The organism is Nocardioides sp. Leaf307 (assembly GCF_001423135.1).
Taxonomy (GTDB): Bacteria; Actinomycetota; Actinomycetes; order Propionibacteriales; family Nocardioidaceae; genus Nocardioides; species Nocardioides kribbensis.
On sequence record NZ_LMNY01000001.1, the window covers coordinates 1475192 to 1486676 of the forward strand.

The 11485-nt window shown below is 73.8% G+C and carries 12 protein-coding genes; 6 read left to right on the forward strand and 6 right to left on the reverse strand.

Features of this window, described 5'->3' with window-relative positions:
* Nucleotides 1–18: 18 nt before the first annotated feature.
* The 4 genes from ASF50_RS06755 to mce all read right to left on the reverse strand — a co-directional run bounded on the left by ASF50_RS06755 (nucleotide 19) and on the right by mce (nucleotide 4612).
* Nucleotides 19–1227, reverse strand: a complete 1209-nt coding sequence (locus ASF50_RS06755; protein ID WP_235557573.1) for an AI-2E family transporter — start codon at nucleotides 1225–1227, stop codon at nucleotides 19–21.
* Nucleotides 1224–2474, reverse strand: a complete 1251-nt coding sequence (locus ASF50_RS06760) for a hypothetical protein (RefSeq protein ID WP_056903854.1) — start codon at nucleotides 2472–2474, stop codon at nucleotides 1224–1226. The genes ASF50_RS06755 and ASF50_RS06760 overlap by 4 nt, the downstream gene beginning before the upstream one ends.
* 137 nt (nucleotides 2475–2611) lie before the next feature.
* The gene (ccrA, locus tag ASF50_RS06765) at nucleotides 2612–3949 is read right to left on the reverse strand and encodes a crotonyl-CoA carboxylase/reductase (RefSeq protein ID WP_056903855.1); all 1338 of its coding nucleotides are present in this window, start codon (nucleotides 3947–3949) and stop codon (nucleotides 2612–2614) included.
* A 189-nt stretch (nucleotides 3950–4138) separates the two neighbouring features.
* Nucleotides 4139–4612, reverse strand: coding sequence for a methylmalonyl-CoA epimerase (gene mce, locus ASF50_RS06770; protein ID WP_056903856.1), 474 nt, complete (start codon nucleotides 4610–4612; stop codon nucleotides 4139–4141).
* Nucleotides 4613–4773: 161 nt separating this feature from the next.
* Here mce and ASF50_RS06775 point away from each other — a divergent pair, with 161 nt between their 5' ends.
* The 6 genes from ASF50_RS06775 to ASF50_RS06795 all read left to right on the forward strand — a co-directional run bounded on the left by ASF50_RS06775 (nucleotide 4774) and on the right by ASF50_RS06795 (nucleotide 9533).
* Nucleotides 4774–5988: an acetyl-CoA C-acetyltransferase gene (locus ASF50_RS06775; RefSeq protein WP_056864155.1), complete on the forward strand. Its 1215-nt coding sequence runs from the start codon at nucleotides 4774–4776 to the stop codon at nucleotides 5986–5988.
* Nucleotides 5985–6974, forward strand: a complete 990-nt coding sequence (gene meaB, locus ASF50_RS06780; RefSeq protein WP_056904266.1) for a methylmalonyl Co-A mutase-associated GTPase MeaB — start codon at nucleotides 5985–5987, stop codon at nucleotides 6972–6974. The genes ASF50_RS06775 and meaB overlap by 4 nt, the downstream gene beginning before the upstream one ends.
* A gap of 101 nt (nucleotides 6975–7075) precedes the next feature.
* Complete coding sequence (locus tag ASF50_RS18875) at nucleotides 7076–7240, forward strand: hypothetical protein (protein WP_156697866.1); 165 nt, start codon at nucleotides 7076–7078, stop codon at nucleotides 7238–7240.
* Nucleotides 7241–7243: 3 nt separating this feature from the next.
* Entirely contained in the window at nucleotides 7244–7765 is a 522-nt protein-coding gene (locus ASF50_RS06785; RefSeq protein ID WP_056864156.1) for a PH domain-containing protein, read from the forward strand.
* Between the two features lie 26 nt (nucleotides 7766–7791).
* On the forward strand, nucleotides 7792–8763 hold the full coding sequence (locus ASF50_RS06790) for a co-chaperone YbbN (RefSeq protein WP_056903857.1): 972 nt from the start codon (nucleotides 7792–7794) through the stop codon (nucleotides 8761–8763).
* A 14-nt stretch (nucleotides 8764–8777) separates the two neighbouring features.
* Nucleotides 8778–9533 carry an EI24 domain-containing protein gene (locus tag ASF50_RS06795; RefSeq protein ID WP_200920041.1) on the forward strand — a complete coding sequence of 252 codons (756 nt, stop codon included), beginning with the start codon at nucleotides 8778–8780 and terminating at the stop codon, nucleotides 9531–9533.
* Nucleotides 9534–9545: 12 nt separating this feature from the next.
* Here ASF50_RS06795 and ASF50_RS06800 read toward each other — a convergent pair whose 3' ends face one another.
* Entirely contained in the window at nucleotides 9546–10319 is a 774-nt protein-coding gene (locus tag ASF50_RS06800; RefSeq protein ID WP_056864159.1) for an NUDIX hydrolase, read from the reverse strand.
* A gap of 70 nt (nucleotides 10320–10389) precedes the next feature.
* Nucleotides 10390–11466: an acetamidase/formamidase family protein gene (locus ASF50_RS06805; protein ID WP_235557574.1), complete on the reverse strand. Its 1077-nt coding sequence runs from the start codon at nucleotides 11464–11466 to the stop codon at nucleotides 10390–10392.
* Nucleotides 11467–11485: the final 19 nt, after the last annotated feature.

The window sequence follows — 11485 nt, forward strand, 5'->3', positions numbered from 1 at the left end:
GCCCGGGGACAGGTGGGTCTAGCGGGCGTCCTGGCGTCGTACGAAGACCTCGCGGGTCAGCATCAGCACCGCGGCCGCGGTGGGGATGGCCAGGAGCGCGCCCACCACGCCGAGCAGGGCGGCGCCCACCAGGGCGGCGATCACGGTGACGGCACCCGGGACGTCGACGGAGGAGGCCATGACCCGGGGGTAGATCACGTAGTTCTCGAGCTGCTGGTAGACGACGTAGAAGACCACGCAGATCAGGCCGGTGCGCACATCGGTGGCGAAGGCGATGGCGGTGACGATCGTGGCGCCGATGGTCGCGCCGATCATGGGGATGACGTCGAGCAGGGCCACGACGAAGGCCAGCGCCACGGCGTACTCGCCGAGGCCGACGGCGAAGAGGAAGACCAACGACGTGAGGCCCGCGCAGAGGGCGACGAGGAAGGCGCCCGACACGTAGCCCCCGATGCTGGCCACGATCCGGTCCCCGAGGCGGGTGACCCGGTCGCGACGCGAGGCGGGGGCCAGCTTGTAGAGCGCGCCCTTGGTGGTCTCCAGCGCGGAGAGGAAGTAGAGCGTCAGCACCAGCACGATGAAGAGGTTGAAGAGGGCGCCCAGCAGGGCGATCCCGAAGCCGAGCACACCGCCGAACAGGCCCGTGACGAAGTCACCGCCGGCGACGTAGTCCTGGGCCTTCTCGACGATCTGGTACTCCTCGTCGAGCTTCTGGATCTTGGGGTTCTGCAGCAGCTGGTCGAACCACACCGGGGCGTTGGCGGTCAGCGAGGCGACCTGGTCGGTGATGACCGGCACGATCGCCACCACGAAGAGGGCGATGGCGCCGAGGAAGACCAGGGTCACCACCAGCACCGCCCACGAGCGGCGCAGCCCGCGGTGCTCGAAGAACTCCACCGCCGGGTTGAGGCCGGCGGCGATGAACAGCGCGACCACCACCAGCAGCAGCGTGGAGCCGATGGCCAGCAGCGTCGTGCCGAGCCAGTAGGCCGTGACGAAGCCCAACCCGCCCAGGAACCCGATCAGGTACGGCGCCGTGCGGTCCAGCGGCGCCCCGGGGGTGCCGAGGTGCTCGGGCCCGCCGACGAGCCCCTGCCGCTTGCCCTTCTGCGGCACGCCGGTGACCGGCAGCACCTCGGGGGCCGGCGCCGCGGCGGCCGGGTCGACGACCGGCCCGGCCGTCGTCGGGTCCGCGCCGGGCGCCGGCGGGTCGGGCTGGTCGTTCACTCGTCCTCGTCGTCCTGACCGAAGCCGGCGACGACGTCGCGCAGGCTCGCCAGCTGGGCGGTGATGCCGTCGCGGCGCTTGGCCAGCCGGGCGACCTCGGTGCGCAGCATGGCCAGCTCGCGCTCGACCTCGGCGGTGGCCGAGGAGGTGATGGAGTCGGCCTGGGTCTGGGCCGAGGCCACGACCTGCTCCGCCTCGCGGCGCGCGCGGGTGACCACGGCGTCGGCCTCCGACTTCGCCTGCTGGCGCTGGGTGGCGGCCTGGGTGGCGGCCTCCTGCGCCCGGGCCTCGGCCGCGGCGGCGCGCTGCTCGGCCTCCTCGACCAGCTTGCGGGTCTCGGCCATCGCGCTGCTGTGGTGGTCGGTGGCCTCGCGGGCGAGCCGCTCCTTCTCCACCGCGAGGGTGCGGCGTGCCTCGGTGACCTCGCGGTCGGCGGCGGCACGAGCCTGCTCCACCTCGCGCTGGGCGCCCGTGCGCATCTCGGTCGTCTCCTGCTTGGCGGCCAGGCGCAGCTGGTCGGACTCCCGCTTGGCCGAGGCCATCAGGTCGGCGGCCTCGCTGCGGGCCAGCTCGCGCTCCTGCTCGGCGTCGGCGAGGGTGCGGGCGCGGTGCTCGTCGAGCTCCTTGAGCTGCACCATGCGCATGTCCTCGGCCTCGCGCTGGCCCTCGGTGCGGATCTGCTTGGCGTCGCGGGTCGCCTGGGCGCGGATCTCGTCGGCCTCGCGCATCGCGGTGCCGCGGATCTCGTCGGCCTCCTCCTCGGCGAGGCGGAGCATGGCGCTGGCGCGGCCCCCGAGACCGGCGTAGGAGGGGGTCTCGTTCTCATTGACCTGCTGCTCCAGGCTGGCCAGGCGGGCCTCGAGCTCGACGACGCGCCGCTCGGACTCGCCGAGGCTGCCGGCGAGTCCGGCCTTCTCCGCGGCCAGCTGCTTGACCTTGGTGTCGACGGCCGCGGTGTCGTAGCCCCCACGGCGCACGACGGGGAAGGTGATGCTGGCGCCGGCGCGGGCCGGAGCCGCCTGCGGGCGGGCGGGCGGTGCGGGCGGGGCCTGCTGCGTCTGAGGGGCCGCCGGGGCGGCGCCCGGGCGCTGCCCGGCCGGGGGGGCCTGGCGCGGCGCCTGGCCGGTCGCGCGACCAGGGGCCGACCCGGGAGCATCCGTGGCCACCGGGATCACCTGGGTCTTGTCGGCGTCCTGGGAACGGCGCTCCGAGTCGTCGTCGAAGATGGACAGGCCCTGGTCGCTCATGGGTGGAAACCTCTTCCGGGTGGTGGGGGCTGGTGCCTCTCCATCCTCCCGCATGCGAGGCCCCGAACCCACCCCGACGCGGCGTGGCTCAGCGTTTACTCAGCGCGTGTCGGGGTGGGCCGGGTCGACGGGCCTCCTCAGACGCCGCGGAAGCGGTTGATCGCCTCGATGTGCCGTGCCCGCATCTCGGTGTCGCGCACGCCCAGGCCCTCCTCGGGGGCCAGCGCGAGCACGCCGACCTTGCCCTGGTGGGCGTTCTTGTGCACGTCGAGAGCGGCCTGGCCGACCTCCTCGAGGCCGTAGGTCCGCGACAGCGTCGGGTGGATCATGCCCTTGGCGATGAGGCGGTTGGCCTCCCACGACTCGCGGTAGTTGGCGAAGTGCGAGCCGACGATGCTCTTGAGGTTCATCCACAGGTAGCGGTTGTCGTACTGGTGCATGTAGCCGCTGGTGGAGGCGCAGGTGACGATCGTGCCGCCCTTGCGCGCGGCGTAGACGCTGGCGCCGAAGGTCTCGCGGCCGGGGTGCTCGAAGACGATGTCGACGTCCTCGCCGCCGGTGAGCTCACGGATCTTCGCCCCGAGGCGACGCCACTCCTTCTGGTCCTGGGTGTGCTCGTCCTTCCAGAACTTCCAGTTCTCCTCGGAGCGGTTGATGATGTGCTCGGCGCCCATGGCGCGGCAGATGTCGGCCTTCTCCTCGTTGGAGACCACGCAGATCGGCGTGGCGCCGCCGTTGAGGGCGTACTGCGTCGCGAAGCCGCCCAGGCCGCCCGAGGCGCCCCAGATGAGGACGTTGTCGCCCTGCTTCATGCCCGCGCCGTTGCGCGAGACCAGCTGGCGGTAGGCGGTGGAGTTGACCAGGCCGGGGGAGGCGGCCTCCTCCCAGGTCAGGTGGGCCGGCTTGGGCATGAGCTGGTTGGACTTCACCAGCGCGACCTCGGCCAGGCCGCCGAAGTTGGTCTCGAAGCCCCAGATCCGCTGCTCGGGGTCGAGCATCGTGTCGTTGTGGCCGTCGGGGCTCTCCAGCTCCACCGACAGGCAGTGCGCGACCACCTCGGCGCCGGGCTTCCAGGAGTTCACGCCGGGACCGGTGGCGAGCACGACGCCGGCCAGGTCGGAGCCCACGATGTGGTAGGGGAGGTCGTGGCGCTTGGTCAGCGGCGAGATCTTGCCGTAGCGCTCGAGGAAGCCGAAGGTCGAGACCGGCTCGAAGATCGAGGTCCACACAGTGTTGTAGTTGATCGCCGAGGCCATCACGGCCACCAGCGCCTCGCCGGGGCCGAGCTCGGGGAAGGGCACGTCGTCGACGTGCAGGGACTTGCGCGGGTCCTTGTCGCGGCTCGCGACGCCCTCGAACATGTCCTGCTCGTCCTTGTGCACCGTCACGGCGCGGTAGGACTCGGGCAGGGGCAGGTGGGCGAAGTCTTCACTGGCGGTGTCGCCGGCGAGGACGGCGTCGAGGATGTTCTGCACGTCGGCTCCTGTGCGGGGTCGGGGAGGTGCGGGTGACGGCGTCGGACCCGGGGGCGGGTCGACGTCTGGCGAACATTACTGTCCGGTAACCGGTCAGGCGACCGATGTGTTGGAGGTCTCAGGCCCGCTCAGGGTGGCGGGCCGAGGTGGGCGGGCGGTTGGTGGCGCCCGCCGAGCAGCGCGGTGCGGTCAGTGCGCCGGGCGCGCGGCCGGCTCCACCAGCTCGACGAGCACGCCGCCGGCGTCCTTGGGGTGCACGAAGTTGATCCGGGAGTCGGAGGTGCCGCGGCGCGGCTCGTCGTAGAGCATCCGCAGGCCCCGCTCGCGCAGGACCGCGCTGACGGCCTCGACGTCGGTGACGCGGTAGGCGACCTGCTGGCAGCCCGGGCCGGAGCGGTCGAGGTACTTGGCGATGGTGGAGGTCTCGTCGAGCGGCGCGAGCAGCTGCACGCACGACCCGGAGTCGCCCACGGCCATCATGGCCTCGCGCACGCCCTGCTCGGCGTTGGTCTCCTCGTGGGCCAGGCGCATGCCGAAGGTGTCGCGGTAGAACGCGATGGCCTCGTCGAGGTCGGGCACGGCCATGCCGACGTGGTCGATGGCGGTGAAGAGGTGGTCGGGGATGCCGAGCGGGCTGGCGCCGCTGTCCTGGGTCTGGCTCATGGCGTCATGGTCGTACGCCGCGCCGCGCGCCGCGACCGCTTGTGACGCGCGCCTCACGAGGTGGGGACTCGGACACCCTCGCCCCCGATGTGACTCGTCGGTATCTTGCTCGCATCGGGCCCGTCTCCGCCGGTCCGAGCACCGACCCGCTGGAGGAACCCATGTCCGACCACGCCGCCCCGTCGAGCTCGCCGACCGTCATCGTCGCGGGAGCCCGCACCCCGATCGGCCGTCTCCTGGGAGGGCTGAAGGACCTGAGCGCCGCCGACCTCGGCGGGGTCGCGATCAAGGGCGCCCTCGAGAAGGCCGGCGTCTCCGGAGACCAGGTCGACTACCTCATCATGGGCCAGGTCATCCAGGCCGGCGCGGGCCAGAACCCCGCCCGCACCGCCGGTGTGGCCGCGGGGCTGCCCATGAGCCTGCCCTCGATCACCATCAACAAGGTCTGCCTCTCCGGTCTCAACGCCATCGCGATGGCCGACCAGATGGTCCGCGCCGGCGAGGCCGACGTGGTGGTGGCCGGCGGCATGGAGTCGATGACCAACGCGCCCCACTTCCTGCCCAAGTCGCGCGAGGGCATCAAGTTCGGCGACGTCAAGCTCGTCGACTCGATGGCCTACGACGCCCTCTTCGACCAGTTCACCTCCCAGGCGATGGGTCTGCTCACCGAGGAGCGCAACGCCGCCGACGAGAACCTGACCCGCGAGGAGCAGGACGAGTTCTCCGCGCTGTCGCACCAGAAGGCCGCCGCGGCCTGGAAGAACGGCGTCTTCGACGAGGAGGTCGTGCCCGTCTCGATCCCGCAGCGCAAGGGCGACCCCGTGGTCGTCTCCGCCGACGAGGGCGTGCGCGGCGAGACCACCGCCGAGTCCCTCGGGCGCCTGCGTCCCGCCTTCTCCAAGACGGGCACCGTCACGGCGGGCTCGGCCTCGCAGATCTCCGACGGCGCCTGCGCGGTCGTGGTGATGAGCAAGGCCAAGGCCGAGGAGCTCGGGCTGGACTACCTCTGCGAGATCGGCGCTCACGGCATGGTCGCGGGCCCCGACTCCACCCTGCAGCTCCAGCCGGCCAACGCCACCGCCCTGGCCTGTCGCAAGGAGGGCATCGAGCCCACCGACCTCGACCTCGTGGAGTTCAACGAGGCCTTCGCCGCGGTCGGCATCTCCTCGGCGCGCGCCCTGGGCCTGCCCGACGAGAAGGTCAACGTCAACGGCGGCGCGATCGCGCTCGGCCACCCGGTGGGCATGTCGGGGGCACGCGTGGTGCTGCACCTCGCCCTCGAGCTCAAGCGGCGCGGCGGCGGCACCGGCGCGGCCGCGCTCTGCGGCGGCGGCGGCCAGGGCGACGCCCTGATCGTGCGCGTCCCGAGCAGCTGAGCCCCGTCGCCCCGCGACCCGGGGGCCGGCGCCGCGCGGCGTCGGTCCCCGACCTGGTCGCGGCCGCCCGCGAGGGTCAGCCCCGGGCGGTGGCCCGGCTGATCTCGATGGTCGAGGACGAGTCGCCCGCGCTGCGCGAGGTGATGGCGGCACTGGCCCCGCACACCGGCCGCGCCCAGGTCGTGGGGCTGACCGGCTCGCCCGGGGTCGGCAAGTCGACCTCCACCAACGCGCTGGTCACGCGGCTGCGCGCCGCGGGCAAGCGGGTCGGCGTGCTCGCGGTCGACCCCAGCTCGCCGTTCTCCGGCGGTGCGCTGCTCGGAGACCGGATCCGGATGTCGGACCACGCCTCCGACCCGGGCGTCTACATCCGCTCCATGGCCGCCCGCGGCCACCTCGGCGGCCTGGCCTGGAGCACTCCGCAGGCGATCCGGGTGCTCGACGCCGCCGGGTGCGACGTGGTGCTCGTCGAGACCGTGGGCGTCGGCCAGAGCGAGGTCGAGGTCGCGGCGCGCGCCGACACCACGCTGGTGCTGCTGGCCCCCGGCATGGGCGACGGCATCCAGGCCGCCAAGGCCGGGATCCTCGAGATCGGTGACGTCTACGTCGTGAACAAGGCCGACCGCGACGGCGCCGACCAGGTGCGCCGCGACCTGCGGGGCATGCTGTCGATGGCCGACCGCCCCGCCGGCGCCTGGCGGCCCCCGGTGGTCGCCACCGTCGCGTCCAGCGGCGACGGCGTCGACGAGGTCGTCGCCGAGCTCGACCGCCACCACGCCTGGCTGCACGAGACCGGCGAGCTGCGGCGTCGACGTACGCGTCGGGCGCGCGAGGAGGTCGTCGCGATCGCCGTCACCGCGCTGCGCCGCAGCTGGGGCGACGTCGACGGACGCTCGGAGCTCGACGCCCTCGCCGAGGCCGTCGCCGCGGGGGAGAGCGACCCCTACGCCGCGGCCGACCGGCTGCTCGGCGCGCCTGCCCCGTGACGGGTGTGGCTGCTGGTAGGCATGTGCCGTCCTGTGGACGCGCGGCGCCGAGCCGCTGACGTCCGCCGCTCACCGCTCGAGAACAGACAGGTTGGTCGACGATGAAGAAGGTGGTCATCGCCCTGGTCGTGGTGTTCCTGGGCTTCTGGATGTTCACCGACCCGCGCGGGCTGGCCGACGCCGCCGGCGGCGCCGGGGGGCAGATCGCGGCGTGGACCGGCGACTTCTTCTCCGCGCTCATCAGGTTCGTCGGCGAGCTGGGCTGAGCCGTGGGTCTGCTCCGCAGCTGGGGCGACCCCCAGATCCACAAGCACCTCCTGCGCGACGAGGGCGAGGTCATCGTCGACGAGGTGCTGCACCACTGGACGGCCTACGTGCGCCCGGTGCTCGAGGGGGTGCTCGGTCTCGTGGTGCTCGTCGGGGCGGCCTTCGTGCCGATGGGTGCCGCCTGGGTGCTGCTCGTGGGGGCCTTCGTGCTGCTGCTGCGGGCCGGGTGGGGAGTGCTGCGCGAGCACCGCGACCGCTTCGTCATCACCAACATGCGCGTCTTCCGCGTCCACGGGGTGCTCTCGAGCAACCTCGCCACCATGCCGCTGAGCCGCATCCTCGACATCACCGTGGTCAAGCCGCTGCACGGGCGGCTGCTCGGCTTCGGCCACTTCGTCTTCGAGTCGGCGGCCCAGGAGCAGGGCCTGCGCGACGTGAGGTACGTCGGTCGCCCCGACGAGCGCGACCTCGCGATCCAGCGCGTCGTGCAGCGCTCCGGCCTGCGCGGCCCGCGCGTCAACTGAGACCGGCCTTCCCTAGGATTGGCCCCATGACGCAGCAGCCGTTCTCCCGCCCCGGTGCCATCGACCTCTCGGCCCTCAAGCGGCCCGCGCCCGCGGCGCCCGCCGCGCCGGCCGCCCCCGGGGCCCCGGGCGGTGCCGGGGGCCCGGCCGCGGGGGGCGCGGGCGGCTCGTCCTACGCCGTGGAGGTGACCGAGGAGAGCTTCCAGGCCGTCGTCGAGCAGTCGATGACCGCGCCGGTGCTGCTCGTCTTCTACTCCCGCACCCGCATGCCCGAGAGCGGCCAGCTGGCCGACGACCTCGCGACGCTCTCGGCGGAGTTCGAGGGCCGCTTCCTCGCCGGCCTCGTCGACATCGACGCCGCCCCCGGCATCGCCCAGGCCATGCAGATCCCCTCGATCCCGCTGGTCGTGGCCGTGCTCGACGGCCGCCCCGCGCCGCTCTTCCAGGACGTGCTGCCGCTCGAGGAGCTGCGCACCGCGCTCACCCAGGTCGTGCAGCAGCTCACCGCCCAGGGCATGACCGGTCGCCACCAGCCCCGCGGTGCCCAGGCCGAGCCCGGCGCGGAGGGCGAGGAGGAGCCCGCCGTCGACCCCCGCTACGCCCCCGCCCAGGACGCGCTGGCCGCCGGCGACGTCGACCGGGCGGTCGCGGAGTACCAGAAGCTGGTCTCGGCCAACCCCGCCGACGCCGAGGCCGCGGCCGGCCTGGCCATGGCCACGGTCCTCCAGCGCACCCAGGGCGTCGACGAGGCCGCCGTGCGCGCCGACGCCGACGCGCGCCCCGACGACGTCGACGCCCAGACCCTCGTCGCCGACCTCGACCTGGTGCTGGGACAGGTCGACGAGGCCTTCGCGCGGCTGGTCGAGCTGGTGCGGCGTACGACGGGCGACGAGCGCACCGCCGCGCGCGAGCACCTCCTCGGGCTCTTCGCGGCCGTGGGCAACGACGACCCGCGCGTGCTGCGCGGGCGCCAGGGCCTCGCCAACGCCCTCTTCTGAGGGGCGAGGAGCCGGTGACCCCGCTGGGCTTCGGGCAGGGCGTGGCCTACCTCGGCCGCGGCTTCGCCATGTGGCGGCGCCGGCCCGGGCTGATGGCCCTCGGCATGGTGCCGGCGCTGATCGTGCTCGTCGTGGTGGTCGCCGCGCTGGTGGGGCTGCTGCTCACCGTCGACGACCTCGTGGGGTGGGCCACGCCCTTCGCCGACGGCTGGGCCGACGCCGCCCGGGTCGCGCTGCGCGTCGGGCTCGGGGTGCTGGTGGTGCTGGGCTTCCTGCTGGTCGCCTCGCTGACCTTCACCGGCCTCACGCTGGCGGTCGGTGACCCCTTCTACGAGCGGATCTGGCGGGAGACCGAGACCATGCTCGGGGGCGAGGCTCCCGGAGACGGGCTGGGCTTCTGGCGCTCCGCGCGCGATGCGGGCGTGCTCGTGGGGCTGGGCCTGGTGACCGGCCTGCTGGTGCTGCTGATCGGCCTGCTGCCCGTGGTGGGCGCCGTGGTCGGCGCCGTGCTCGGGGTCGTGGTCTCCGGGCGGCTGCTGGCCGCCGAGCTGGTCTCGCGGCCCCTGGAGGCCCGCGGCATCGACCGGCACGGGCGGCGGGCACTGCTGCGCGAGCACCGCGCCGCGCTGCTCGGCCTCGGCACCGCCACCCAGCTGTGCTTCCTGGTGCCCCTGGGGGCCGTGGTCGTCATGCCGGCCGCGGTGGTCGCCTCCACCTGCCTGGCCCGTGACGCCCTCGACGCCGCAGCCGCCCGCCCGGTGGGCGGCTGAGGACCCTGCGGCTCAGCGGCCGCTCTCGGTGTACGCCGGGGCACCGGTGGGGTCGGCGACGCGGGCCAGGGCGGCCTCGACGCGGCGCGCGGTGAAGTCGGCGCAGTGCTCGCGGACCTCCGCGGGGGTGCAGAACTGCGCGGAGCGGATCTCGCGGGCCTGCTCGACGATCGAGGCGGTGATCGAGGCGGGGTGGACGCCGCCGTCGTAGACCAAGCAGAGCGCGTCGTCCCACCCGCTCCACGGGGGAAGCCAGTCGGTCAGCAGCAGGTCGCCGGCGGGGATCTGCAGCGCGAGCTCCTCCTCGACCTCGCGGGTGACGGCCTCGCGGGGGGCCTCGCCGACCTCGACGACCCCGCCGGGCAGGTCCCAGTCCTGCTTGTAGGTGAGGCGGCACAGCAGCACGCGCCCCTCCTCGTCGCGCACCAGCATCTGGCTGATGGCGCGCTTGCGCGGCAGGAAGGAGTTGAGCAGCTCGCGGAAGCCCGCCGGCTCGTGCACCGGGGTGTCGGTGGCCAGGCGGGCGTAGACGACGCGGTCGACGGGCCCGCCGTCGACGGTCACCCCGCGCATCACGCCCTCGCGGCGCATGCCCGACCAGGTGGCCAGACGCTGGCCGCCCTCGTCGTCGGGGTCCACCAGGGCCTCCACCCGCGGGTGGTCGACCAGGGCGGCGGCGACCTCGCGGCGCACGACGTCGACGTTCTCCCCGGGCTCCCAGCTGATCCGGGCCACGCCCTCGGCGACGGTCGCGACGCTCGGCTGGACGGTCGGTTCCTGGCTCACCGGGCCAGCCTAGTCAGGCCCCGGGAGGAGCGACCGCCCAGCCGCGGGTGTCGCCGCCGGTCGGTCGCGGTCAGGCGAAGTCGGCCTTGCGGATGAGCGCGTGGATGCCGGTGGTGCGGTCCACGACCTGCGAGCACTGGAAGTCGGCGGCCGCCGAGAGGTAGGCGTAGGCCACCGGACCGGCCATGCCGCGCTCCTCGACGAGGAAGGCCAGCGCCTGCCGCACGGCGTCCTTCATGGCCAGGTCGAGGCTGGTGGCGTTGCCGCCGCCCTCGGGACCGTCGGGGTCGCTGAGGCCGATGGGGATCCAGAAGTCGGGGTTCTCGGCGAAGGGCTGCTCGAAGGCCTGGGCGGGCGCGCCGCGGCTGCCGCGCTTGACCACGCTCAGGCGCAGGGTGGGACGCAGCGAGCCCTCCATCGCGGTCAGGGCGACCTCGCCGTCCCCCTGGGCCATGTGCGGGTCGCCGGCGAAGAACATCGCCCCGGCGACCTGCACGGGCAGGTAGAGCGTGGAGCCGACGGTGAGGTCGTTGATGTCGATGTTGCCGCCGGCGTAGGTCGGCGGCACCGAGTCGACCAGGGCGGTCGTGTCGCGGGCGACGCCCATCATCCCCAGGAACGGGTGCAGGTCGAAGCCCACGGGCACGTCGCCGGGCAGGCGACCGCGCAGCCCGCCGCGAGACCTCACGACCTCGGTGAACACGCTGATGTTCCCGCCCTCGTTGACGTACGCCGCGTGCGCCGGGTCGCCCACGAACCGCTCGGGGTACTCACCGGGCAGCGCGCCCTTGCCGTGGCGGTTGGAGACCACGCCGTAGGGCACCCGCAGGGGCAGGTCGAGCACGTCGACGCGCAGGACGTCGCCCGGCTCGGCGCCGCGCACCGCGACGGGCCCGGTGACGACGTGGGGTCCGGGGCCGTCGTGCGGGGTGCGGGCGGCCACCTCGACGGCGTCGCGCAGCACATGGCGCTCGGGCAGGCCGAAGGAGCCGAAGTACTCGCGGGGGTCCTGGCCCTGGTCCTCGAGCAGGCCCTCGTGGGAGATCGTGTCGAGGGTGACCACGTCACCGGAGGAGACCACCGCGACGGGCTCGCTGAGCCGGTTGGGCAGCCGGCCCCACAGCACCTCCTCGGCGCGGGCCCGCACGTAGCGACCGCGCGTGGGA

What these genes read in the sequence shown, in the direction of transcription:
- ASF50_RS06760 (WP_056903854.1), bottom strand. Translation starts at nt 2,474, where the DNA reads ATGAGCGACCAGGGCCTGTCCATCTTCGACGACGACTCGGAGCGCCGT.
- mce (WP_056903856.1), bottom strand. Translation starts at nt 4,612, where the DNA reads ATGAGCCAGACCCAGGACAGCGGCGCCAGCCCGCTCGGCATCCCCGAC.
- ASF50_RS06775 (WP_056864155.1), top strand. Translation starts at nt 4,774, where the DNA reads ATGTCCGACCACGCCGCCCCGTCGAGCTCGCCGACCGTCATCGTCGCG.
- ASF50_RS18875 (WP_156697866.1), top strand. Translation starts at nt 7,076, where the DNA reads ATGAAGAAGGTGGTCATCGCCCTGGTCGTGGTGTTCCTGGGCTTCTGG.
- ASF50_RS06790 (WP_056903857.1), top strand. Translation starts at nt 7,792, where the DNA reads ATGACGCAGCAGCCGTTCTCCCGCCCCGGTGCCATCGACCTCTCGGCC.